Here is a 22,774-nt window from a genome sequence, read left to right as displayed (position 1 = left end):
TCGTCTCAGGCTGAAGCGAAGGCGGGCCCATCGGTTCGGCCGATCAGCGTGTTGACGAGCGGCGCGGGATCGTCAGGGATCGCGTTGCCTCGCCAGGAGACGTGTTGGTCGGTGCGCGCAAGGATGAGCTTGTGGCCGCTGGGCGGCGGCGCTTGGTCGCCGGGTACATCGACGATTTCAAACGGGACACCATTGGCGCGCATCGCATCGGTCAAGGGCGCAACCACAACACCCGGATTGTAGCGCAAAAGCGTGTAGCCCGGACCCAACGCATCATAGACCGGCCGTCCGTCCGGCAATTTCGCGAACGGAAGCCGGCAGCCCGGCGTCGAGGACGGCGTGAAGTCCGCCATCGTAAAGCCCGGATGCTCGGCGCCGTCATAGGCGATGATCGGAGAGCGATCGTAGAAGTACCCAAAGTTGAGGCCGGCACAGCAATATTGCTGCACGTTCAGGTCATAAGCCGCTTGCCCGACCTGCTTGCGGACGGCATCGCCTTCCGGCCCCGGCTGCTCGATTGCATCAGGAACGGTGCGGCGCTGGCTCAAGACCTTGCCCGCCATCTCCATCGCAAAGCGCGACACTTGTTCGGTGATGGGCAGGCGCTCGGCCTCATAGGCATCGAGGATCGCGATGTCGGCCCAACCCTGCAGATAGGCGGCGAGCAGCCATGCGAGGTTGGTTGCGTCTGCGATCCCGGCGTTCATGCCGTAGCCGGCGTAGGGCATCCATAAATGCGCGGCATCGCCGCAGATGAACGCGCGTCCCCTGCGAAACCGGTCGGCGACGAGGCGGCGGCCGACCCAGTCTTCCTTGCTCAGAATCTCGTATTCGAAGTCGGGGCCGACGCCGAGGATGGCGCGGATCGAGGCGTCGCGATCGACGGATTCGAAGGTCTCATCCTCGCGATTGAGGTGATTGTGGATCAGCCACTTCTCGCGGCCGTCGATCGCGACAACCGTGCCACAGCGCCGCGGATTGAGCGACAGCGTCATCCAGGCGGGCCGGTCCATCAGGCCGAGCAGGGCGGGCGCGCGGATGTAGGTCGACTGCACGCGCTGGATGATCGGCGTACCCTGCAGATTGGCGTCGATCGCCTTGCGAACCAGCGACCGCGCCCCGTCGCAGCCAACGATGAAATCGGCGTGAATCTGAAAGGCGGCCCCGGTATCGAGGTTGCGGACGGTTGCAACGATGCCCTCATCTACTTCGCTGAAATCCTCGAATGCGGTGCGGTTCAGAATCCGCAGCCCGTCGATGGCGGCGGCGTGCGCGAACAGCACGGGTTCCATATAGATCTGGTTGATGCGGTGCGGCGGCTCGGCCGTCGGCCAACCGGTGTCTGGCCCGCCGGTGGCGGTATAGCGATCGCGCCGGCAGGGAATGAGGATACGCGAGAGCTCGATGCCCGTTGCTGTGGTGCGGTAAGAGCAATCGTTCGGATAGTCGGCCGGCAATCCGGCGTCGCGCAGCTTCTGCGCCAGGCCGAGCCTGCGAAAAATCTCCATCGAGCGCGACGAGACGTGGTTGCATTTCACGCTCGGCGGCTCGCCGGCGGCGCGTGTTTCCACGACAGTGACGGATATTCCCCGCGATGCGAGGTCCATTGCCAGAGTGAGACCAACCGGACCGCCGCCGACCACGAGAACGCTGGTCTTCACCATGTCACTTGCCACCTTGTCGCTTGCTGCGTTGGGACGATCATGCATTACTGAGCGCCACAGAGATCATCGGGGGACCCTCAATGTTTCCGTCGATCCGGCAAGGCATGATCCGCGCCCTTGTTGTTGCTTTGTCGCTGTCGTTGTCGGCGATTGAAGCAGCAAACGCATATCCCGATCAACCCATCAAGATCATCGTGACGTTTCCGCCCGGCGGCAGTGCCGATATCGTAATCCGCGCCCTGCAGCCGCTGCTTTCGGAAACGCTGCGTCAGCCCGTTGTCATCGAGAACAGGGCGGGCGCGGGCGGCAATATCGGGATCGGCGCGGTGGCGCAGGCCGCGCCTGATGGCTACACGCTCGGCGTGGCCGCAGCCGGCGTGCTGACCGTCAATCCCCATCTCAACCGCGCGGCGATGGCGTTCGATCCGATCAAGGATCTGGCGCCGGTCACTTTGCTGGCGGAAATCCCGTTCGTGCTGGTGTCTTCGCAACAATCGGCCATTGCCTCGGTTGCCGATGTCATTGCCAAGGCCAAGGCTCAAGCGGCGGGTCTGTCGATCGGCCATGGCGGCAACGGCACGGCGATGCACCTGACCTCGGCCTTGTTCAACCAGAAGGCCGGTGTCGGAATTCAATTGATCGCCTACCGCGGCACCGCGCCAGCGACGACGGACGTTCTTGCCGGCCACGTCCCGCTGGCCGTGCTGGATATCCCTGCATCCAAGCAGTTGATCGGCGACGGCAAGTTGAAGGCGCTCGGGGTCTCTGCCGCGAAACGCGTGGCCTTCCTGCCCGATGTTCCGACGCTGGCGGAGCAGGGCCTCTCCGGATCTCGAATCCGTCGGCTGGTTCGGCATCGTCGCACGCGCCGGCACGCCGCCCGACATCGTCAAAACGCTGAATGCCGCCTTCGTGAAGGCGTTGAGCGATCCCGCGGCGATCGAGAAAATCCGCGTTCTCGGCGCCGAACCCGCGCCCACCTCGCCCGAGGCTTTTGCAAAATTCATCCAGAGCGAAAGCGTGAAATGGGGCAAGCTGATTGCCGAGGCCGGGATCAAGGCTGAATAGGACACCGGCCACGGCTTGCAGGCTCAGCTCCGCGCCCGCTTCTCCACATTCGCGATCCGCGCCGGCACGCCGAACTCCTTGCGGCAGACTTCGGCGAGCACGGCGACGCCCTCGCGGATCTGTTCATGCGAGGGACTTGCGAAGCACAGCCGCAGCCGGCTGCCGGCATAGGCCTTGTCGGTCGACCATTCGGGCCCCGGATTGATGGCGACGCCTGCGGCAAGCGCGGCCTGATAGAGTTTTAGCGTGTCGACATTGTCGGGCAGCTTCACCCACAGGAAGATGCCGCCCTCGGGCTCCTCGAACTCGGCCGAGGTGCCGAACTGCTCGCTGAGCGCTTCGATCAGCGTGTCGAGCTTGGCGCGCAGGCCGCGCGTCAGCTTCGGCACATGGGTCGAAAAATGCGGCGCGCAATACTCGGCCAGCACCATCTGCTCCAGCGCGCCGCTTCCGGCGTCGGTCTTCAGCGCCAGCATCCGCGACATCATCTCCCAGGGTGCCGCGATGAAGCCGACCCGCAGCGCCGGCGCGATCGACTTCGAGAACGAGCCGATGTGGATGACGCCGCCATGCTTGCTCATGGCGTAGATCGCGGGCGGCCGCTCGCCGCTCCAGATCAGATCGGCGTAGCAATCGTCCTCAAAAATAGGCACGCCATATTGCTGCGACAGTTTCAGCATCTCGGCACGGCGCGTTTCCGGCAGGATGCTGCCGGTCGGATTCTGCACGGTCGGGATGGTGTAGATATATTTGGGCGTGATGCCGCGGCTTTTATGGTCGGCAAGGGCTGCCGCCAGCGCATCCATCCGCATGCCCTGCTCGTCGAGAGGGATGCCGATCGCCTTGACACCAAGCCGCGTCAGCCGGGTCAGCGCGCCCTGATAGGTCTCCTGCTCGACCAGCACGGTGTCGCCGCGCGCGAGCAGCGTCTGGTTGACGAGATCGAGCGCCTGCAGCGAACCGGAGACGATCATGATGTCGTCGGCAATGCAGGCGATGCCGGCGTCGCGCTTGAGTTTCGCGCTGAGGAATTCGCGCAAGGGGCGATAGCCCTGCGGGCCGCTGGCGAGGCCGTAGGTCGCGAGCGTCTTGCCCTCGCGCCGGAGTACGGTATTGACGGCGTCGATCAGGCCATCGACCGGAACCTGCTCGGGATCATTGTTGCCGCCGACAAAGCTGTATCTGGCAAGGCCGGTCCACCGCGCTGCCGGCGCCGGCAATCCGGCGGGCAGCAAGGACGCAAAATCAAAGGAAGCGGTAGACATGAATGTTCACTCCATCTTGTTTCTTGTTGAGAGGGCCGACCGGGCGGCTCTCAGTCTCGTCGTCGGCGATGAAGACCTCGACGGTCGCGAGCGGTTTTAACGCAATCGGGGACTTGAGGTAGCTCCCCGCCATCTTGCCTGATGTGTCGAAATAGGCGATCCGCTCGGGGATCGGGCGGGAGTTTGCGAAATTCTGTTCGATTCCGCCTGCGGTCCGGGCGCTGGCGGTGGAGGCGTAAGGGATCGACAACGCGGCCAGAATCGAGAGAAAAGCCCCATTCTATGGCTGTGACACATTGCTTGTTTGACCCTTGCGCCGGGACCTCTAGGTTGCAAAAGGGGGAAGTCCGGAACCATGCACGAGCTTATTCGCGATATCACCTTATGCATCCTGTTCGCCTGGGGGCTCGGCCTGCTGGCGCATTTTTCTCGGCAGCCGTTGATTTTGGCCTACCTTATCGCCGGGTTCGTCATTGGTCCATTCGGCATGAAGTGGGTCGAGTCGCAGGATTCGATCACCGTCATCTCCGAACTCGGCCTGATCTTCATGCTGTTCATGATCGGGCTGGAAATCGACCTGAAGAAGATCGTGCGCGCCGGCAAGGTGATTCTGTTTGCCGCGGGCGGGCAATTGGTCGGCGGCGTCCTGCTCGGAATATTGTTCTTTGTTGGGATCGGCCTGTCGATGGGGAGCGGGCATTTCGACGCGCTCTATCTCTGCATCGCCTGCGCGCTGTCGAGCACGGTCATCATCGTCAAGGTGCTGTACGAGAAGCGCGAGCTCGACACGCTGCCCGGGCGGATTACGCTCGGCGTACTGGTACTGCAGGACATCTTCGCGATCCTGTTCCTGGCGGTGCAGCCGAGCCTCGACAATCTGCAGGTGAGCGTGATCCTCTTGTCGATCGTCCGGGTCGGCGTGCTGGTGGCGACCGCGCTGGTGCTCAGCCGCTATGTGCTACCGTGGCTGTTCCACCAGATCGCGCGCCGGCCCGAGCTGATCCTGCTCGGCGCACTGGCCTGGTGCTTCCTGATCGGCGAGATCGCGGAGAGGCTGCACCTGTCGCGCGAGATGGGCTCGCTGGTGGCTGGCGTATCGCTGTCGACATTCCCCTATGCGCTCGACGTCACCGCCAAGGTGACGACGCTGCGCGACTTCTTCATCACGCTGTTCTTCGTCTCGCTCGGCATGACCATCCCGATCCCCGGTGCGTCGGTGATCGGGCTGGCGCTCGCGATCGCGGCGTTCACCGTCGTTAGCCGCATGGTGACGACGTTCACGCCGCTTTATCTGATGAAGCAGGGACTGCGCGCGAGCCTCCTGCCGGCGATCAACCTGGCACAGATTTCGGAATTTTCGCTGGTCGTGATCCAGACCGGCGTGCTGGCACACCATATCAGCCCGGAAACGTCGAGCGCGGCGTCGTTCGCCTTCGTGGTGCTGGCGGTCCTGAGCACCTTCGTCATGGGCCGCAGCGACCAGGTCACGCGCGGCCTGATCGGTCCGCTGAAGCGGATCGGCTTGCGCGATCTCGATCACAAGCATGAGGCCGACGGAGGGCACGAGGGCGGGCACGGGGAGGCGCGCCGGATTGTCATTCTCGGGTTCTTCCGCGCCGCCAGCGCCCTGGTTGCCGAGATCGAGCGCCTCACTCCGGCGGTGCTGGAGCAGATCACCGTGATCGACTTCAATCCGCTGGTATTCAGGACCTTGACGGACCGCGGCATGCACGTGGTCTATGGCGACATCAGCAACGTCGATACGCTGGTGCATGCCGGCGTCGGCAAGGCCGAGCTGATCATCCTCAGCATCCCGGATTCGTTGCTGAAGGGCGCCGACAACGAAAAGCTGGTCCGGCACGTCCGCTCGCTCAACCCGACCGCCAAGATCGTCGCCACCGCGGAGATCCTGGCCAACGTCAACGACCTCTACGAGGCCGGCGCCGACTACGTGACGGTGACGCGGCTCAGCGACGCCCACGAACTCTACAAGGTGATCGAAGCCGCCCAGGCCGGGCTCCTGGAGGACAAGCGCGCCGAGACCGACGCGCTGCTCAGCGAGCGCCGCGAGGTGCTGCCGTAGCAAATATGTGCTGCCGTAGCGAATATAGAGGGTGACCCAGACTGGCTTCCGCAGCAGCTTGGCATATCTATTGCTGATCGGGACGGCCAATGCCATTGGGGCGGAGATCGTCAACGATTTCCCCCATCCCCGAACCCGTAGCATGGCCATCCGCTGCGCCCGCCGGCTGAGGTTCTGCCCTGCGTATTGACGCTGGCGCCGGCCATGGAGTCCGGCTAATGCACTGGCTGAAGCTAGCTAGATTTGACGAGATTTTGAGAAATGGCCGATAGTATCCAGGAAGTTCTGCAAGCCTTTGCCAAAGGCGAACTCGTTGTCGTCACCGACGATGACGATCGCGAGGGCGAGGGCGATCTGATCGTTGCGGCTTCGCTCTGCACCGCGGAGAAGATGGCATTCATTATCCGCCACACCTCCGGCATCGTTTGCGCGCCGATCACCACCGACGACGCCAGGCGGCTGCGGCTCGATCCGATGGTGGCGCATAACGAGTCCAATCACACCACCGCCTTTACCGTCTCGATCGACTACAAGCCCGATGGCGGCACCGGCATTTCGGCGGAGGAGCGCGCCTCCTGCTGCCGCGCGCTCGCCAATCCCAACGCCGGCGCCAATGATTTTGCCCGGCCTGGTCATATCTTTCCGCTGATCGCCCGCGACGGTGGCGTGCTGCTGCGCTCCGGCCATACCGAAGCGGCCGTCGATCTCTGCAAGCTTTCCGGCCTGCCGCCGGTCGGCGTCATCTCTGAATTGATGAACGACGACGGCACGGTGATGAAGGGCGAGCAGGTGACGAAATTCGCCGCCACTCACAGGCTCAAGCACGTCACAATCGCTGACATGATCGCTTACCGCCAGGCGCGCGAAAAGTTGATCGAGCGGGTCGCGACCTTTACCACCGACAGCCCGATCGGTCCGCTGCAGGGCTATGCCTATCGCTCGCCGTTCGACGAGATCGCGCATGCTGCCTTCGTCTACAACGGCATCGGCGACGGCAAGAACGTGCTGACGCGCTTGCACAAGCCCAATATCGTCAAGGATCTCTTCACCGGCCAGGCGCGGATGCAGGTCGTGCTGGACCATTTCAAGAAGGCCGGCCGCGGCGTGCTGGTTTACTTGCGCGACGGCGCGGCCGGAGTTCCCGTCGAGCCGGTCGGCGAACAGAAGACGGCAGAGGCGGATAGGCACCGGCAATGGCGTGAGGTCGGCGTTGGTGCCCAGATCCTGCGCGATCTCGGCATCACCTCGATCGTCAATCTCACCTCGTCGGTGCACGACTACAAGGGATTGTCCGGTTTCGGCATCGAGATCGTTTCCAACGAAAAGTTGGAGTAGTTGTCATTTCGGGGCGATGCGCAGCATCGAACTATGGGCCGCCCCTTGCGCCCCTGAGAATCTCGAGATTCCGGGTCTGCGCTTCGCGCATCCCGGAATGACAGGTGAGAGACGTCACCCAATCCATTTGCGCTTCTGCCGATAGCGCATTAATTTGTCTATAATTTCCATGAGGACAGTGATGCGAAAGGGATTTTCATGAGCGTGCGCCCTCAAGCCAAGGACAAGCCGGCGGCGGCTTCCTTCCAGTGGGACGATCCGTTCCTGCTCGACGACCAGCTCACCGAAGACGAGCGCATGATCCGCGACACCGCGCGTGCCTATGCGCAGGACAAGCTGTTGCCGCGCGTCATCAATGCGTATCTGGAAGAGAAGACCGACCGCGAGATCTTCAACGAGATGGGCGAGCTCGGCCTGATCGGCGTCACGCTGCCGGAAGAGTATGGCTGCGCGAACGCGAGCTACGTCGCCTATGGCCTGGTGGCGCGCGAGATCGAGCGGGTCGATTCGGGCTACCGCTCGATGAACTCGGTGCAGTCGTCGCTGGTGATGTACCCGATCTACGCCTATGGTGACGAGAACCAGCGCAAGAAATACCTGCCGAAGCTTGCCACCGGCGAGTGGGTCGGCTGCTTCGGCCTGACCGAGCCGGATGCCGGCTCCGATCCCGGCGGCATGAAGACCCGTGTCGAGAAGGTGTCGGACGGCTATCGCATCAGCGGCAGCAAGATGTGGATTTCCAACGCCCCGATCGCCGACGTCTTCGTCGTCTGGGCCAAGTCGGCCGCGCATGACAACCAGATCCGCGGCTTCATTCTCGAGAAGGGCATGAAGGGCCTGTCGGCGCCGAAGATCGGCGGCAAGCTTTCCTTGCGCGCCTCGATCACCGGCGAGATCGTGATGGACGGCGTGGTGGTGCCGGAGAGCGCGCTGCTGCCCAACGTATCAGGCCTGAAGGGACCGTTCGGCTGCCTCAACCGCGCCCGCTATGGCATCTCATGGGGTGCAATGGGTGCGGCGGAAGACTGCATGCACCGCGCGCGCCAATACACGCTCGACCGCAAGCAGTTCAACCGGCCGCTAGCGGCAACGCAGCTCGTGCAGAAAAAGCTCGCCGACATGGAAACCGAGATTGCGCTCGGCCTTCAGGCCTCATTGCGGGTCGGCCGCCTGATGGACGAGGGCAAGATGGCGCCGGAAATGATCTCGATCGTCAAGCGCAACAATTGCGGCAAGGCGCTCGACATCGCCCGAGTCTCGCGTGACATGCACGGCGGCAACGGCATCCAGATCGAGTACCACGTGATGCGCCATACCGCGAACCTGGAGACCGTGAACACCTATGAAGGCACCCACGACGTCCACGCCCTGATCCTGGGCCGGGCAATCACGGGGATTCAGGCGTTTTCGTAAGCCACACGTCGACAGCGTAGGATGGGTAGAGCGAAGCGAAACCCATCTTATCGCCCATCATGCGTTGGGTGATGGGTTTCGCTGCGCTCTACCCATCCTACGAGACCGCATCCCGGACATCCGACAATGGCCGACAATGACGACATCCCGTTCAATCGCGGCTTTCCGCTTCGAGCCGGCGTCGTCGATGAGCCTCGGCCTGGCGTGCGGCGTATCCTGTGCAACAATCCGAGCCCGTTCACCTTCACCGGCACGGTGAGCTACATCGTAGGCAAGGGCAATGTCGCGATCATCGATCCCGGTCCCGATGACGAAGCGCATGCCAAGGCGTTGCTCGACGCCGTACGCGGCGAGACGGTGACGCATATTCTCGTCACCCACACCCACCGCGACCATTCGCCGAACACCGCGCGGATCAAAGCGGCCACCGGCGCGCCTGTTTATGCCGAGGGGCCGCACCGCGCCTCGCGGCCACGCTTCGAGAGTGAAAAGCACAACCCGGAATCCGGCGCCGACCGCGATTTCAGGCCCGACATCGAGGTCAAGAACGGCGAGGTCGTCGAAGGGCGGGGCTGGGCGCTGGAGACGGTCGCAACCCCCGGCCACACCGCCAATCACCTGGCGTTCGCGTGGCCCGAGCGAAAGATCAATTTCGTCGGCGACCACGTGATGGGCTGGTCGACCTCGATCGTCGCGCCCCCGGACGGATCGATGATCGACTACATGGCCTCGCTGGCACGGCTGGAAGCGCGCCAGGAGGATCTGTATTTTTCAGGCCACGGGCCGGAAATTCCGGAAGGGCCGCGTTACGTCCGTTTCCTGACCCGGCACCGCCAGGCCCGCGAAGCCTCGATCCTGCATCGGCTTGCCAAGGGCGAGGCCGACATTCCGACCATGGTCCGCGCGATCTATATCGGCATCGACCCGCGGCTGACGAATGCCGCCGGCTATTCCGTGCTGGCGCATCTGGAAGATCTGGTCGCCCGGGGCATCGTGGCGACCGATGGCGATCCGGTGATCGGCGGGACGTACAGGTTGGCGAATGGTTAGGTCGTCATTCCGGAATGGTCCGTAGGACCAGACCTCAGGGGTGCAATTGCACCCTGGGGAATCTCGAGATTCTCCGATGCGCAATCGCGCATCGTAGTTCGCGCTAAGACGCGGCCCGGAATGACGCGCTTTAGCGCGTCACTTTTTCACATTCTTTGCCTGGGCCTTGGCCGGCGTCTGCGGCTTCTTCGGCGCCGCCGGCTTGGCGTTATCGACGGCAGCGTTGATGTCCTCGATCAGCTTTGAGACGCGGGCGGCGTTGCTGCCGAGGTCGCTTTCAAAATAGCGCGAGGAGGAGCGGATATCGACGCGTGAGTCGTCGCCGTCGGGCGTGATGCGGATCGAGATGTCCTCGCGGAATCCCATGATCGGCGTTCGCGCCACCGCCTCGATGCGGCCGATGCGGCGCGGCGGCTGCGGCGGCCGTTCGTCGATCACGAGCCATTTGCGCTTGTTGACCAGCCCGAGCGTCACCTCATAGGCCCGCTGCGGGGGCACTTCGAGTTCCACGGTCTCGATGTCGGGGTAGGCGATCCGCTGCTGCTCGGCCGAATAGAGCCCGGCATAGACCGCGGAGTTGGCGCCTTCGCCGCTGCGCAGCCGCGCCAGCGCCTCGAAGCGCGGCGGATCGATCGGATCGGTGGTGATGTCGTGGATCGGTGGCAGCTTGCGGTATTGCAGGGCGAGGTAGGCCGGGTAGGCGAGCAGAAGGGCGCTGATCAGGAACGCCAGCACGATCCGGCCCATGCCGCGCGAGCCGTTTTGCCAGATCGCGGCAAAGGCGGCGAGGCCCACCAGGATGGAAAGCACGGCCAGACCGAGCGCGCCGAAGAACGTCGCCAGCGCGGGTTTTACCTCCAGGAAGCCGAAGCGGACGATGATGATCGACACCACCACCGCGACCACGGCGAAGATGGCGAGGTTGCGCGACCAGGTGGCGAGGCTGGACACGGGCTCCGACTGGTAAGGAGAGGAAAACCTTCGGGCCATCGGTGAATCTGCCGGGTTTCTGAAATCTGTGTGGCCAGCGGGCCGGCTGCAAACTCGCAAGCTTGAGACCACGGCGTGGCGCGAATTTCAAGTTTGCAGGCAATACTAGAGCATGATCCGGAAAAGTGGGTACCGGTTTTCCGAAAAGATCATGCTCAAATCAAAGAGGTAGAGCGGCCTGACGATTCGAAGAAAGTCATCCCGCTCTAATCGGGCAAATGCGCTGCGTGCAGCAACCTTATGGGTAACCATCCCTGTAAATTGATTATTAGTTGTACATTGAAGTTGGTCCAATTTTCGTCTACCTCTCGCCGCTGGGTTGTCGTATTTGCCGCAACACGGGACTGTCCTGCACGGGACACCGGCGAACGCCAGCCAAAGGGGGAACGGCGGGCGTCAGCCGGAAGCGCTGCAGGATGATCTCAACTCTTGGTTCTTGTTGCGGGCGGAGTCGCAAAAAAATTGCGGTTGCGTCCCCGGAGTTCTAGGATCGCATAGGGTGCAATCGGCATACGTCCGCGGGGCTGGCGGAAGGCCCCATGAGGGCGAGTGTTCAGTATGAGTGATGCAAAGCACGAACGATATGTCGGCCCGAACGATCCGGCATATTATGCGCCGCGCGAGCAGAGGGAACGAACGAGCAGCGATCAACCGGGCACGATGCTGATGCAGAACGACGATGGCTGGCGTCCGCGAATGCCAACAGAAGGACCGCCCTTGCAGCCCTTCAGCAAGCCCGCACGCCGCCAAGATTCCGAAATGTTCACCAAAGCCGTGGCCCAGGCCATGCAGGAGGCGAGGAGACCGCGCCGGTCGAAGCGCCATCCGTGCTCCGCGACCTGTCGGGACGTCGCGCGCTATTCCAGCAGGTCATCCGTTTCTCGATCGCGGTAGCGATCGCGGCCAGCATCGCGATGCTGCTCGTCATGGCCATTCCGTCGTCGCAGCGCCCGGCCAACCAGGATAATGCGTCGCTTTCGGCCACCTGGCAGTCGGTGAAATCGTCGGTGCTTCCCGCGCCGCAGCCGCAGCCAGCGAGGCGTACGGCGACCTTGGCCGTACAGGACGGCAGCGGGTTCACCAACGATCCCGTGCCGCTCGGCATCCACGTCGGCTCTCCGCCGCCCGACGCCTACGTATCCATCAATGGACTTACTGCCGCCGCACGGCTCACATCCGGCAAGCGTGTCGGTCCGAGCGAATGGCGCGTGTCGGCGACGGAGATTTCCGGCGTTTCGGTCATTCCGCCGGATGGCTTCACCGGCCAGATGCTGGTGACGGCGGAACTGCGTGACGGTAATGGCGTGGCGCTCACCGGCACCTCCACGCGGCTGACCTGGGCGCCTGTGCCAAAGGCCGTCGCGGCGCCGCCGGTTGCCGCGCCCGCCCCGATCGCTGCAGCCCCGGTTGCTGCGGCCCCGGTCATCGCACCGCCGCCGGTCGCCATGGCCGCGGCCGCGCCGCCGATGCCGGCCGTGCGGCAACAGGCGGAGGTCGTGCGCAGCCTCGATCCGAAGGAGATCGCTGCCCTGATCAAACGCGGGCAGGACCTGCTCGCCGCCGGCGATGTGCAGTCGGCGCGGCTGGTGCTGATGCGTGGAGCTGAGGCGCAGGACGCCCGCGCCGCGCTGCTCGTCGGCACCACCTACGATCCCGCGCGGCTCAGGCAGATGGGTGCCGATGGCCCGCTGGCGGACGTCGCGCAGGCCCGCATCTGGTATCAGCGGGCAAAGGAATGGGGCGAGCCCGACGCGCAGCGGCGGCTCGATGCGCTGGCGCTCTCGCGCTGATCTTGGGCGGGCGCGGTGCACGCCGCTTGAGTAAGATTTCTTAGGACGAGGCCGCCTCCCGCTTTGCCGGAAGGCGGCCTCTTTGAATCGAGCCAAGGCTTCGCGTCACGCCGCGGCATTCGAATGGCGGCAGAGCCTGGAGCGTTGCCGATGCTTAAGGGGCGTACACGCAGCGAAACCCGATATAGACAGCGTAGAAATCGGCTGATTTCCACTGCACGGCAGTCGATTGCGTGTGGTCCGCACCGTACCACCACGAGCCGCCGGCCGTCAGTGCGTCGTTGCCCCGGCGATCCGCAAGCCACTCCCAGACATTGCCACCCATATCGTAGAGTCCGTTCACGCCCTGCTTGGTGGTACCGACCGCCGCATGGCGCGGCCAGCGATCCCTGCCGGATGTATTCATACCGTCCGGCCGGTCACCGACCGGATAAAGATAGGTGCGTCCCCTGACGAAGCCATCGGCAGGATTGGCGCGCGTTTCAGTGTAGGCGGCGCCCTCCCACTCCTCCAGTGTGGGCAGGCGCCCGCCAACAGCAGCGCAATAGTCGCGCGCTTCGCTCCACGACACATGTACGGCGGGCTCATCCTCGGCGCCCGGTTGTCCAAACGGCGCCGACCACGTCCAGCCGGTGCGACGGGTCCAGCCATCCGCGAATTCGTGTCCGCCCCCGGCCTGTTCGGCCGCGGTCGTTAGAGCCCTGTCGGCGGTGAATTTGCGAAACTGGCCGATCGTGACTTCGGTCCGGTCGATGGCAAATTTGCCGAGATTCGCCCGACCGCCGGACTCGGCGAGTGCAATGCTGGCCACAGCCATCAATCCACATCGAAAAGCAATCCAATGCCATTTCATGTGCGAACTCGCTCCTGGCTTTCCGCATCAAGTGACGAATGGCAGGCGCACCCCGTCTGCCGCTCGGTCGGTTAACTCGTCCGCTGGCGCAATGCCGCCTGCGAACGACGAATGACGCCCTGATACATGCCCTGCTTGTCCGGATACCATTGCATCGCCGCAAGATTGGTGAAGCCGCCAATGCTTTCCATGTGCCGCGCCATCCGCTGCCGCATGGATTGATCCGGTTGAGGCCCGCGCAGCGCGCCGACATTCTCGGCCGCGTGATCCGGGTTCGACGTCGCGGCAAGTACCGTCGTCACCGCTGGATGGCCCATCACCCATTTGATAAAGAACTGGGCCCAGTTCTCCGCAGCTATGTCGCGGGCAAAATCGGGCAGCGGTCGGCCATCGACGATCTTGTGCAAGCGGCCTTTTTCCAGCGGCATATTTGTCAACACGCCGACACCCTTGTCCATCGCGGCGCGAAGGATGCGCTCCTCGGCGTTGCGGTTGAAGATCGAGTAGTTGACCTGGATAAAATCGACCAGATCCTTGTCGATCAAGCCCGCAAGCATGGGATGATAGTCATTCTCGTGAACCGAGGCGCCGACGTAGCGAATCCTGCCCTCTTTCTTCCACGCGCGCAGCAGCGGCACGATCGCGTCGACGTTGACCAGGCTGTGGCAGTGGAATACGTCGATCTTGTCGCGCCACAGCCGAAGCCTCGATTGCTCCATGCTGGCCAGCGCGTGGCTTTCGTCGGCGAGGTAGTCGCCGGTCGACCAGATCTTGTTACTGATGAACATCCGGTCGGCCATGCCCATTGCGTTGAGAAATGCGCCGACGCTGACCTCGCTCGTACCGTATAGCGGCGACGTGTCGATCACCCGAACCCCCGCATCGACATACGTTCTGGTGACTTCGCGCAGCGCGTCGCGATTGCGGCCCGGCAGCAGGTCGAACGTCAGAAACGTTCCCAGCCCGAGCGCAGGAAGGCTTTCGTTGGTGCGGCCAATCGTTCGCGTCAACACCGGCCCGGTTGCGGTGGTACGCGCCGCGCTGCCTGCGGACGTCTGGGCGTTGGCGACTGAAACGCCAATGGCCGTTCCATGCCCGGCCGTTGCAGCGATAGCTCCCATCGCTGTGGCCGCGCCAAGAAAATGGCGGCGGTCGGTCATGAGCGCGGAATCCCGAGGTGTCTTATCCATAGGCCATCTCCGTTGATGCGCCCTGCGGCAATCGGCAGGGTCGCTTGCCGATAGAAATGACTGTCTTCTTGATTTGTCGCGCGGGTTCCTGACCCAATCTGCCCGATCCTGACGCGATCGCCAGTTCCAACGCCGCGACCGGCTTGTAACAAATCCCGGGTTCCGGGATTTCTGTGGTGTAGTCAGGAAGTCATCAGGAAATCACATGCAAAGTCACGCTGTAGAAGACGCATCAACGATCGAGAGATTGAGCTCCCGGCCGGTGGGCTGGCGGCGCGCACAGTGGGCGAGCGGCGCATTTGAAACGGCGCATCGGCCGATGACGTCCATAGTAGAAGGCCGCATCCTGTCGCCCAATCATCTCATCATGGCGACACTGTCAGGTGGCGCCGACCGGCATGAGATTTCGGCCGATGGCGGCCATCGCTATGACGGTCCTGATCTTCCGTCGACCATTTCATTTCTACCGGCGGGTTGCGAGCGGCGGCTTCGGCTGCACAATGTGGAATGGCGATGGGCAGCCATCGCACTCGATCCGGCAAAGCTTTCGGCGACGGTGCGCGCATCGATCGAGGCGCTGGGCCCGCTGTCGGGTTCTGAAGACAGCTTCGTCTGGAACATGTTGGCGGAGTTCGAGCGGCTTGACGCGCTGGAAGGCGGCCTCGACGCAACCTACTGCGACACGATGACTTTGGCTCTTCTTCTCTACCTTGCCCGACGCTACGCCGGCGCGAGGGTGAAAGATCCGTCGATCAGGCTGCCTGCGTGGCGGCTGCGGCGGGTCACGGAGTTCATCGACGCGCATTTAGGCGCGCCAATACGGGTCGCCGAGCTCGCCGATCTTGCACAGCTCTCCGAAGGCCATTTCCATCGGGCGTTTCGCGAAACGACAGGACGGACGCCGCTGGAATTCGTCAATGCAAGGCGCCTCGCGATGGCCAAGCAACTGCTCGCGAGGACGGAGCTTTCGGTCGCGCAGATCGCGCTACGCGCTGGCTTTCTCAGTCCCGCCCATTTTGCGCGCATCTTTCGTTCCATGACCGGCCAAAGCCCGTCCCAATATCGACGCTCGTTCCATCTCTGATTTCTCGAGGGTCGGCCAGGTCCGACGGCGAGCATTTTGGCTTGGCTGGACCGTCCCTCCCGAATGGGAGGGACGGAATTTCCTTTTACGCCGCCGCGTTCGGGAAGCGGTAGCTCTTGAACTGCTCGCGCAGCGCGGTCTTCAGGATCTTGCCGGTTGCGGTGTGCGGGATGCCGTCGACAAAGACGACGTCGTCGGGCATCCACCATTTCGCGATCTTGCCATCCATGAATTTCAGGATGTCCTCGCGGCTTGCCTGCTGGCCGGCCTTGAGTTGCACGATCAGCAGCGGACGTTCGTCCCATTTGGGATGATAGACGCCGATCACGGCCGCCTCCGCGACCGCCGGGTGGCCGACCGCGAGGTTCTCGAGGTCGATCGACGAGATCCATTCGCCGCCGGACTTGATGACGTCCTTGGAGCGGTCGGTGATCCGCATGTAGCCATGCTGGTCGATGGTGGCGACGTCGCCGGTGTCGAAATAGCCATCCTCGTCGAGGATGTCGGTATCGACCTTGAAATAGGCCTTGGCGACCGCGGGCCCGCTCACCTTGAGGCGGCCGAAGGTCTTGCCATCCCACGGCAGTTCCTTGCCGGCGTCGTCGGTGATCTTCATCTCGACGCCGAACGGCGGGTAGCCCTGGGTCTGCAGGATGTCGAGCCGCTCCTCGCCGGTGAGTTCGGCAAACGGCGGCTTCAGCGCGGCCACGGTGCCGATCGGGCTCATCTCGGTCATGCCCCAGGCGTGGCGCACACGCACGCCCATGTCGACGAACGCCTTGATCATCGAGCGCGGCATCGCAGAACCGCCGCACACCACGCTCTTCAGGTGGGGCAGTTTCAGATTGTTGGCCGACATGTGGTTCAGCAGCATCAGCCACACCGTCGGCACGCCGGCGGTATGGGTGACTTTCTCGGTGTCCAGCAGTTCATAGACCGAAGCACCGTCGAGCTTGGCGCCGGGCATCACGAGCTTGGTGCCCATCGAAGGCGCGGAGAATGCGATGCCCCAGCTATTGGCATGGAACAACGGCACTACCGGCAGCATGGTCTCGGCGGCGCTGGTGCCGAGCGCGTCGACGTTGTTGGCCATCAGCCCGTGCAGCACGTTGGAGCGATGCGAATACAACACGCCTTTGGGGTCGCCCGTGGTGCCCGAGGTGTAGCACATCGCGGCCGCGGTATTCTCGTCAAAATCCTTCCACGTGAACTTGCCGTCCGCTTCCGCGATCCAATCCTCATAGGCGACCGCGTTCTTCAGCGTGGTCTGCGGCATATGCGCCTTGTCGGTCAGCACGATGTAGCGCTCGACGCTCGGCAGGTTGGCCGCGATCTTTTCCAGGATCGGCACGAAGGTGGTATCGGTGATCACCACGCGGTCCTGCGCGTGGTTGATGATCCAGGCGATCTGGTCGGGGAACAGCCGCGGATTGACGGTGTGACAAATCGCGCCGATTCCCATGATGCCGTACCAGCATTCGAGATGGCGCCAGGTGTTCCAGGCGATGGTGGCGACGCGGTCACCGAGCTTGATGCCGTCGCGGTCGAGCCGCTGCGATACTTTCAGGGCGCGCGCATGAATTTCGGCGTAATTGGTGCGATGAATGGGGCCTTCGACCGACCGCGTGACGACTTCTTGCGTGCCGTGATACTTCGCCGCGTGTTCGATAATCCGATGGCAAAGCAAAGGCCAGTCTTGCATCAATCCGAGCATACGCACTTCCCTCCGATGGTTGTTTTATTGCCGCACGATCCGCGAACATTGCTGGCGGATCGGGGTTAAGTTCATGGAATTGAAATGAACTTTACCGCGCAGAAAGCAAGCCGAAAATGGGCTAATGGCGCCTTTGGCCGCATTGCAGCGGCAATGGTTACCGCTGCCGCGGCCGCGCTGTTGATTGGCATGCCAGCCGAGCCGGCCTGGGCGGCAAAGGCTTCGCACGCCGCGCCGTGGGACAACCTGTTCAGGCATTTACAACCACGTCCGCGAGCAAAGGCGCGCCGCGCGGCTGTGCCGCTGCCAAAGCCGCGCCCTGCCGAGGCGCCGTCTGCCAAGCCTGAGCAGCCTCCCGAGAAACAGCAGGCGTCGCCGGACAAAGACAAGGCCAAGGAGCAGGCCGTGCCCGCACCGCAGCCCTCCGCGTGCCGGCTGGCGCTGACGGACGAAGTCGCCATCGCTCCCAGCATCCCGGATATTCGTGGCGCCAACGGCTGCGGCGGCGAGGATCTGGTGCGGCTGGAGGCGATCGTGTTGCCGGACAAGCGGCGGGTGTCGGTGAAGCCGGCGGCGATCCTGCGTTGTCCCATGGCGTCTGCGCTGGCAGAGTGGATCCGGAAAGACATTGCGCCGCTGGCGGAGCGCCTCGGCAGCACCGTCTCCGATCTCGACAATTTCGACTCATTCGAGTGCCGCGGCCGTAACCGCATCGTCGGCGCAAAACTCTCCGAGCACGGCCGCGCCAATGCACTCGACGTGCGCGCCTTCAAGCTCACCGATGGCACCTCGATCTCGCTAACCGACCGGACCGTGCCGCGGAAATTGCGCGAGGCCGTGCTGCACTCCGCCTGCACGCGGTTCTCGACCGTGCTCGGCCCGGGCTCGGACTGGTACCACGAGGACCACATCCATCTCGATCTGATGGAACGGCGCGGCAATTACCGGATCTGCCAATGGGACGTATGGGATCCGCTGCCGCAGAAGGCCCCGTTGTTGCCGGCCGAGCGGCCAGAGGAGGCGCCGCCGCGGGAGGTCGCCGCCAAACCCGATGACGCCAAATCCGACGCGAACAGGTCTGACAAGCCTGATGCAAACAAGTCTGGTGCGAAGTCCAATGCGGCCCAGCCGGACGCTGAATCGAATGGCGAGAAATCGGAAAAGGCCGAGCCGGCGCGCGAGCAGAAGCCCGCAACGAAAAAGCGCCGGAAAAACCGGCGCTCTTGATCTTCCACTGCAGTGTAACCGGCGTCGGCTACTGCGCCATAGAGCTGCTGTTGCCGCCGCCCTGCAGCGCCATCTTGGAATTGAACGGCGAGTCGCCCTGCTTGGGTTCGAGCACGACGACCACGGTGCCCGTCTTCACCCGGCTGTAGAGGTCGATGACGTCTTCGTTGGTCATGCGGATGCAGCCCGACGAGATCGAGGCGCCGATATATTCCGGCTGGTTGGTGCCGTGGATGCGGAACAGCGTGTCGCGGTTGCCCTGGTACAGGTAGAGCGCGCGGGCGCCGAGCGGATTGTCGACGCCACCGGGCACCGAAGCTGGCAGGCCTTCAATACGCTTGTGAATGTCGGCGGTCGGCGTCCATTTCGGCCATTCCGCCATGTTTCCGACGCGCGCGATGCCGGAGAAGGCGAGAGCTTCCTCGCCGACGGTGACGCCATAGCGGATCGCCTTACCACCATCCTGGACCAGATAGAGGTAGTGGTTGTCGGAATCGACAACGATGGTACCGGGCAGTTCCTTGCGGTGATAGTCGACGATGGCGCGGCGGAACGGTTCCGGGGGCTTGACCGCGGCGTAACGCGCCTTGGCGAGCTGGGCCTTGTCGTTCGGCTTGAGGGTGGCTTCAGGGGCGGCTTGGTAAGTGGTTGCCGGCATGCAGCCGGATAACGCAAGGCCGGCGGCGAGCAGCCCCAAAATTACTTTCAGCGACGACATGGGTACACTTCCAATCGAAAGTCTGGCGTTCGCAAGCCACAATCTTGCGCCTCAAACGCGACGATTCCATTAATCCCATTATCCGCAAAAGCCGGCTGACATGCCAGCATTTGCGCGTCCGTTCTGCGCTGCGGAAGGCTGGCTGTGGCTTTTATGCCGCAAATTTTGCGAGTTCCGGTTGATTTCAGGGCAGGTGATGGCGCGGAACCAAATCGCGGCCGCACCGCCGCCACCCCGCTGCCGTAAATATGGACCGCCGGTTAATGCACGGGTCATGATGCGCTTGCCAGAATCGGGTTTAGTGGCGCTGGGTGGGATTTCCACCGGTTCCGGAGTTGCCTATGTTTTCGGTGTTTGTTCCCTCCGAATCTACCCTGAAGAAGCTCCCGGCGGTGGACCCGGCGGCATTGCCGGACAATGCGGTGTGGATCGACCTGTTGAATCCAACGCTGGAGGAGGACCGCGCGGTCGAGCGGCTGACCGGGATTGCAGTACCGACCCGGGAGGACATGCAGGAAATCGAGATTTCCAGCCGGCTCTATATCGAGAACGCCGCCCGCTACATGACGGCGACGCTGATGTGCCAATCCGACACCGATATGCCGCGGACCACGGCCGTCACCTTCATTCTCGCCGGTCGCCGTCTGGTGACGGTGCGCTACGACGAGCCGAAGCCGTTTGCGCTCGTTGAGCACAAGCTGGCGCGCTCCTGCCTGCCCGGGATATCGGGCGAGATGGTGCTGATGGAACTGCTCGACGCGGTGATCGACCGCTGCGCCGACATTCTGGAGCGCGCTGGCGCCGAGGTCGACCAGGTCTCGCACGACATCTTCGAGCCTGAAAGCGCACGCCATGGTCAGGCCAAGCGATACTCGCAGATCCTGATCGCGATCGGGCGGAAGGGGGATCTGGTCTCCAAGATCCGCGAGAGCCTGGTCTCGATCGGCCGCGTCGTCACCTTCCTGTCGGCCGTGATGGAAGGCGTCAAATGGTCCAAGGACATGCGCGAGCAGCTCAAGACCATGCAGCGCGACGTCGGTTCCCTGACCGACCACGCCTCCTACCTCTCCAACAAGATCACCTTCACGCTCGACGCCATGCTCGGCGTCGTCAATCTCGAGCAGAACAACATCATCAAGTTGTTCTCGGTGATGGCGGTGGTCTTGATGCCGCCGACCTTGATCGCGTCGGTCTACGGCATGAACTTCAAGGTGATGCCGGAACTCGAATGGGCGCACGGCTATCCGATGGCGCTGCTCATGATGCTCATGGCAGCAGTGCTGCCGTACTTGTTCTTCAGATGGAAGAAGTGGCTGTAGATCACAGTTCCGTGCGGTTCCCGATGTGCGAAAGATCGGCTCAATCCCACCGCTAAAATTTGAGCGGTGGACTGAACGAATGGTCGAAACTTGTCTGCGATAACGCGTCTCTCAGGCCGCGAGGATCCCATGGTTGAGAAACTTATAATGTCGCCACGCAACGTCATCGACCTGGCCCGCTATCAGCAGAGCCGCGGCGTTGGCAAGGCGCAGGCGTTCTCGACGCGGCTTTGCCGGCACTGCGGTGCTGTGCTGGCGGACGGCGAGAACGAGGACGAGTGCTCGAGCACGTTCAACGTCGCTGCGGCGACTGCTCTGCGCACAGCGCAGCGGAAGTTTTGCGCGGAGTGAACGGCGAGCATCCGACGAAGCGTAGGATGGGTGGAGCGAAGCGATACCCATCGCTTCATCGCGATCCGGTTGATGGGTTTCGCTGCGCTCTACCCATCCTACAAGATCACGTCGTGCACTACACGTGCTGGCCGCCGTTGATGTGAATCTCGGCGCCGTTCACATACGAACTGGTTTCCGTGCACAACACGTAGATGATCTTCGCTACCTCGTCCGGCGTGCCGAGGCGATGCATCGGAATCTGCTGCTCGACGATCTTCTCGGTGCCCGGCGAGAGGATCGAGGTGTCGATCTCGCCGGGCGCGATCGCGTTGACGCGGACGCCGACCCGGCCGAAATCGAAGGCCATTTCCCGTGTGAGCGACGCAAGCGCCGCCTTCGAGGTCGCATAGGCCGCGCCCGCGAACGGGTGCACGCGCGAGCCCGCGATCGAGGTGACGTTCACCACCGCGCCCCTGGCGTGTTTCAACTCCTCGAGCAGTCCGCGCGCGATCATGATCGGCGCGAAGAAGTTGACGTGAAAGACGTGGTTCCAGGTTTCGACATCGGTGTCCATGGTGCCGAGCCGCCCGCCGCCCGGCGCCTTCGGCGAGATCGCCGCGTTGTTGACCAGCGCGTGCAGCTCGTCGTTCTCCAGCCGTCTGCGGATCTCGGAAATCGCGCGCACGGTGTCGTCATGGCTGCCGAGGTCGACCTCGATGTGATCCTCCGGACCGGCGCCCCACGGGCAGACTTCCGGAAAGGCATGCCGCGAACAGGTGATGACGCGCCAGCCGGCCGAAGAAAACCGGATCGCGGTGGCATGGCCGATGCCGCGGCTGGCACCGGTCAGAAGCAGCGTGCGCCGTGGCGCATTGGATGGAGCGGGCATGCAGGTCTTTCAACTTTGAACGTCGTCGCGTGCGTTTAGCGTCAGGGATAGAGCCGCACCTTGCTCCAGGCTTGTGACTGCGCATCGCGGCGGAATTCGATGCGGTCGTGCAGGCGGTACGGTCGGTCGTGCCAGAATTCGAAACGCTGGGGCGTAATGCGCCAACCGCCCCAGCCGGGCGGGCGCGGCACTTCGCCGATGAAGTATTTGGCGGCGACCTTGGCGATTGCCTGCTCGAAGGCGAAGCGGCTCTCCAGCGGCTGCGACTGCTTGCTGGCCCAGGCGCCGATCTGAGCCTGCTTCGGACGCGTCGCGAAATAGGCATCGGCTTCCTCGTCCGTTACCGGCGTCACGCTGCCGCGGATGCGCACCTGACGGCGCAGCGACTTCCAGTGAAATAGTAAAGCGGCCTTAGGATTTGCGGCGAGTTCGCGGCCCTTCTGGCTGGCGATGTGGCTGTAGAACACGAAACCATCGGCATCATAGCCCTTCATCAGCACCATCCGGACATCGGGTAGCCCGTCGGCATCGACGGTCGCCAGCGCCATCGCGTTGGGATCGTTCGGCTCGGACTTCACGGCTTCTGCAAACCACTCGGCGAACAGCGCAAACGGTTCCTCGGCCGCGGTAAAATCACCTGATGTTAACGGTGCCGGGTGTTTGATGGAGGTCGTGTCCGTCATGTCAGGAGTCCCAGTTGCGTACCTTCGCGTCCCAGAACGCGTTGCAGCCCCGATACGGGCACGCCCTATAGGGCATGGGGACGCGTTGGCCTATCGGCGATCGGGC

At 63.2% G+C, this 22,774-nt stretch carries 20 protein-coding genes and 1 pseudogene; 11 read left to right on the top strand and 10 right to left on the bottom strand.

Translation table 11 applies throughout. The annotated features are described in order from the left end of the window. Positions 1-5: 5 nt before the first annotated feature. Positions 6-1,709: an FAD-dependent oxidoreductase gene (locus tag ACFXS9_RS07570; RefSeq protein ID WP_392686814.1), complete on the bottom strand. Its 1,704-nt coding sequence runs from the start codon at positions 1,707-1,709 to the stop codon at positions 6-8. 35 nt (positions 1,710-1,744) lie between these two features. Between ACFXS9_RS07570 and ACFXS9_RS07565 the strand changes: the two are divergent. Further along, positions 1,745-2,440, top strand: a pseudogene (locus ACFXS9_RS07565) (Bug family tripartite tricarboxylate transporter substrate binding protein); the annotation flags it as partial. 19 nt (positions 2,441-2,459) lie between these two features. After that, complete coding sequence (locus ACFXS9_RS07560) at positions 2,460-2,732, top strand: Bug family tripartite tricarboxylate transporter substrate binding protein (protein ID WP_392687333.1); 273 nt, start codon at positions 2,460-2,462, stop codon at positions 2,730-2,732. A gap of 23 nt (positions 2,733-2,755) precedes the next feature. Here ACFXS9_RS07560 and ACFXS9_RS07555 read toward each other — a convergent pair whose 3' ends face one another. Both ACFXS9_RS07555 and ACFXS9_RS07550 read right to left on the bottom strand, forming a co-directional pair. After that, entirely contained in the window at positions 2,756-3,997 is a 1,242-nt protein-coding gene (locus tag ACFXS9_RS07555; protein ID WP_392686811.1) for a PLP-dependent aminotransferase family protein, read from the bottom strand. Next, positions 3,978-4,247 carry a DUF3124 domain-containing protein gene (locus ACFXS9_RS07550; protein ID WP_392686810.1) on the bottom strand — a complete coding sequence of 90 codons (270 nt, stop codon included), beginning with the start codon at positions 4,245-4,247 and terminating at the stop codon, positions 3,978-3,980. The genes ACFXS9_RS07555 and ACFXS9_RS07550 overlap by 20 nt, the downstream gene beginning before the upstream one ends. Before the next feature lie 105 nt (positions 4,248-4,352). Here ACFXS9_RS07550 and ACFXS9_RS07545 point away from each other — a divergent pair, with 105 nt between their 5' ends. The 4 genes from ACFXS9_RS07545 (at position 4,353) to ACFXS9_RS07530 (ending at position 9,878) form a co-directional block, all read left to right on the top strand. Next, a complete protein-coding gene (locus ACFXS9_RS07545; RefSeq protein WP_392686808.1) occupies positions 4,353-6,080 on the top strand; it encodes a cation:proton antiporter in 1,728 nt (575 codons plus the stop codon). Positions 6,081-6,341: 261 nt separating this feature from the next. After that, entirely contained in the window at positions 6,342-7,415 is a 1,074-nt protein-coding gene (gene ribB / locus ACFXS9_RS07540; RefSeq protein ID WP_392686805.1) for a 3,4-dihydroxy-2-butanone-4-phosphate synthase, read from the top strand. A gap of 198 nt (positions 7,416-7,613) precedes the next feature. Next, positions 7,614-8,828: an acyl-CoA dehydrogenase gene (locus tag ACFXS9_RS07535; RefSeq protein WP_392686802.1), complete on the top strand. Its 1,215-nt coding sequence runs from the start codon at positions 7,614-7,616 to the stop codon at positions 8,826-8,828. A gap of 126 nt (positions 8,829-8,954) precedes the next feature. Further along, positions 8,955-9,878 carry an MBL fold metallo-hydrolase gene (locus ACFXS9_RS07530; protein WP_392686799.1) on the top strand — a complete coding sequence of 308 codons (924 nt, stop codon included), beginning with the start codon at positions 8,955-8,957 and terminating at the stop codon, positions 9,876-9,878. A gap of 138 nt (positions 9,879-10,016) precedes the next feature. Here ACFXS9_RS07530 and ACFXS9_RS07525 read toward each other — a convergent pair whose 3' ends face one another. Beyond that, on the bottom strand, positions 10,017-10,868 hold the full coding sequence (locus ACFXS9_RS07525; RefSeq protein ID WP_392686796.1) for a DUF1499 domain-containing protein: 852 nt from the start codon (positions 10,866-10,868) through the stop codon (positions 10,017-10,019). Positions 10,869-11,695: 827 nt separating this feature from the next. Here ACFXS9_RS07525 and ACFXS9_RS07520 point away from each other — a divergent pair. Next, positions 11,696-12,658: a hypothetical protein gene (locus ACFXS9_RS07520; protein WP_392686794.1), complete on the top strand. Its 963-nt coding sequence runs from the start codon at positions 11,696-11,698 to the stop codon at positions 12,656-12,658. A 154-nt stretch (positions 12,659-12,812) separates the two neighbouring features. On the opposite strand, the gene ACFXS9_RS07515 is transcribed toward ACFXS9_RS07520, so the two are convergent. Then, on the bottom strand, positions 12,813-13,475 hold the full coding sequence (locus tag ACFXS9_RS07515) for a formylglycine-generating enzyme family protein (RefSeq protein ID WP_392686791.1): 663 nt from the start codon (positions 13,473-13,475) through the stop codon (positions 12,813-12,815). A gap of 107 nt (positions 13,476-13,582) precedes the next feature. Next, positions 13,583-14,701 (bottom strand): aldo/keto reductase, encoded by a 1,119-nt coding sequence (locus ACFXS9_RS07510; RefSeq protein ID WP_392686788.1) that lies wholly within the window; start codon positions 14,699-14,701, stop codon positions 13,583-13,585. Between the two features lie 319 nt (positions 14,702-15,020). Between ACFXS9_RS07510 and ACFXS9_RS07505 the strand changes: the two genes are divergently transcribed. Continuing rightward, a complete protein-coding gene (locus tag ACFXS9_RS07505; RefSeq protein WP_392686785.1) occupies positions 15,021-15,785 on the top strand; it encodes a helix-turn-helix domain-containing protein in 765 nt (254 codons plus the stop codon). An 85-nt stretch (positions 15,786-15,870) separates the two neighbouring features. Here the strand turns inward: ACFXS9_RS07505 and ACFXS9_RS07500 are convergent, their stop codons facing one another. After that, entirely contained in the window at positions 15,871-17,499 is a 1,629-nt protein-coding gene (locus tag ACFXS9_RS07500; RefSeq protein ID WP_392686782.1) for a fatty-acid--CoA ligase, read from the bottom strand. A gap of 84 nt (positions 17,500-17,583) precedes the next feature. On the opposite strand from ACFXS9_RS07500, the gene ACFXS9_RS07495 reads away from it, so the two are divergent. Then, complete coding sequence (locus tag ACFXS9_RS07495) at positions 17,584-18,726, top strand: extensin family protein (protein ID WP_392686781.1); 1,143 nt, start codon at positions 17,584-17,586, stop codon at positions 18,724-18,726. A 28-nt stretch (positions 18,727-18,754) separates the two neighbouring features. Here the strand turns inward: ACFXS9_RS07495 and ACFXS9_RS07490 are convergent, their stop codons facing one another. Continuing rightward, positions 18,755-19,444 (bottom strand): L,D-transpeptidase, encoded by a 690-nt coding sequence (locus ACFXS9_RS07490; protein ID WP_057843542.1) that lies wholly within the window; start codon positions 19,442-19,444, stop codon positions 18,755-18,757. A gap of 341 nt (positions 19,445-19,785) precedes the next feature. Between ACFXS9_RS07490 and ACFXS9_RS07485 the strand changes: the two genes are divergently transcribed. Both ACFXS9_RS07485 and ACFXS9_RS07480 read left to right on the top strand, forming a co-directional pair. Next, positions 19,786-20,763: a magnesium transporter CorA family protein gene (locus ACFXS9_RS07485; RefSeq protein ID WP_392686779.1), complete on the top strand. Its 978-nt coding sequence runs from the start codon at positions 19,786-19,788 to the stop codon at positions 20,761-20,763. Between the two features lie 129 nt (positions 20,764-20,892). Beyond that, the gene (locus tag ACFXS9_RS07480) at positions 20,893-21,114 is read left to right on the top strand and encodes a hypothetical protein (protein ID WP_392686776.1); all 222 of its coding nucleotides are present in this window, start codon (positions 20,893-20,895) and stop codon (positions 21,112-21,114) included. Between the two features lie 118 nt (positions 21,115-21,232). Here ACFXS9_RS07480 and ACFXS9_RS07475 read toward each other — a convergent pair whose 3' ends face one another. Then, positions 21,233-21,985, bottom strand: coding sequence for an SDR family NAD(P)-dependent oxidoreductase (locus ACFXS9_RS07475; protein ID WP_392686773.1), 753 nt, complete (start codon positions 21,983-21,985; stop codon positions 21,233-21,235). Positions 21,986-22,026: 41 nt separating this feature from the next. Further along, positions 22,027-22,668, bottom strand: coding sequence for a pyridoxamine 5'-phosphate oxidase (pdxH, locus tag ACFXS9_RS07470; RefSeq protein ID WP_392686770.1), 642 nt, complete (start codon positions 22,666-22,668; stop codon positions 22,027-22,029). Positions 22,669-22,774: the final 106 nt, after the last annotated feature.

The organism is Bradyrhizobium sp. RDI18, from assembly GCF_043203335.1.
Classification (GTDB): Bacteria; Pseudomonadota; Alphaproteobacteria; order Rhizobiales; family Xanthobacteraceae; genus Bradyrhizobium; species Bradyrhizobium retamae.
This window is presented reverse-complemented; position numbering and strand designations above follow the sequence as displayed.

What these genes read in the sequence shown, in the direction of transcription:
- ACFXS9_RS07570 (WP_392686814.1), bottom strand. Translation starts at nt 1,709, where the DNA reads ATGCATGATCGTCCCAACGCAGCAAGCGACAAGGTGGCAAGTGACATG.
- ACFXS9_RS07560 (WP_392687333.1), top strand. Translation starts at nt 2,460, where the DNA reads ATGTTCCGACGCTGGCGGAGCAGGGCCTCTCCGGATCTCGAATCCGTC.
- ACFXS9_RS07555 (WP_392686811.1), bottom strand. Translation starts at nt 3,997, where the DNA reads ATGTCTACCGCTTCCTTTGATTTTGCGTCCTTGCTGCCCGCCGGATTG.
- ACFXS9_RS07545 (WP_392686808.1), top strand. Translation starts at nt 4,353, where the DNA reads ATGCACGAGCTTATTCGCGATATCACCTTATGCATCCTGTTCGCCTGG.
- ribB (WP_392686805.1), top strand. Translation starts at nt 6,342, where the DNA reads ATGGCCGATAGTATCCAGGAAGTTCTGCAAGCCTTTGCCAAAGGCGAA.
- ACFXS9_RS07535 (WP_392686802.1), top strand. Translation starts at nt 7,614, where the DNA reads ATGAGCGTGCGCCCTCAAGCCAAGGACAAGCCGGCGGCGGCTTCCTTC.
- ACFXS9_RS07530 (WP_392686799.1), top strand. Translation starts at nt 8,955, where the DNA reads ATGGCCGACAATGACGACATCCCGTTCAATCGCGGCTTTCCGCTTCGA.
- ACFXS9_RS07525 (WP_392686796.1), bottom strand. Translation starts at nt 10,868, where the DNA reads ATGGCCCGAAGGTTTTCCTCTCCTTACCAGTCGGAGCCCGTGTCCAGC.
- ACFXS9_RS07515 (WP_392686791.1), bottom strand. Translation starts at nt 13,475, where the DNA reads ATGGCTGTGGCCAGCATTGCACTCGCCGAGTCCGGCGGTCGGGCGAAT.
- ACFXS9_RS07510 (WP_392686788.1), bottom strand. Translation starts at nt 14,701, where the DNA reads ATGGATAAGACACCTCGGGATTCCGCGCTCATGACCGACCGCCGCCAT.
- ACFXS9_RS07505 (WP_392686785.1), top strand. Translation starts at nt 15,021, where the DNA reads ATGACGTCCATAGTAGAAGGCCGCATCCTGTCGCCCAATCATCTCATC.
- ACFXS9_RS07500 (WP_392686782.1), bottom strand. Translation starts at nt 17,499, where the DNA reads ATGCTCGGATTGATGCAAGACTGGCCTTTGCTTTGCCATCGGATTATC.
- ACFXS9_RS07495 (WP_392686781.1), top strand. Translation starts at nt 17,584, where the DNA reads ATGAACTTTACCGCGCAGAAAGCAAGCCGAAAATGGGCTAATGGCGCC.
- ACFXS9_RS07490 (WP_057843542.1), bottom strand. Translation starts at nt 19,444, where the DNA reads ATGTCGTCGCTGAAAGTAATTTTGGGGCTGCTCGCCGCCGGCCTTGCG.
- ACFXS9_RS07485 (WP_392686779.1), top strand. Translation starts at nt 19,786, where the DNA reads ATGTTTTCGGTGTTTGTTCCCTCCGAATCTACCCTGAAGAAGCTCCCG.
- ACFXS9_RS07480 (WP_392686776.1), top strand. Translation starts at nt 20,893, where the DNA reads ATGGTTGAGAAACTTATAATGTCGCCACGCAACGTCATCGACCTGGCC.
- ACFXS9_RS07475 (WP_392686773.1), bottom strand. Translation starts at nt 21,985, where the DNA reads ATGCCCGCTCCATCCAATGCGCCACGGCGCACGCTGCTTCTGACCGGT.
- pdxH (WP_392686770.1), bottom strand. Translation starts at nt 22,668, where the DNA reads ATGACGGACACGACCTCCATCAAACACCCGGCACCGTTAACATCAGGT.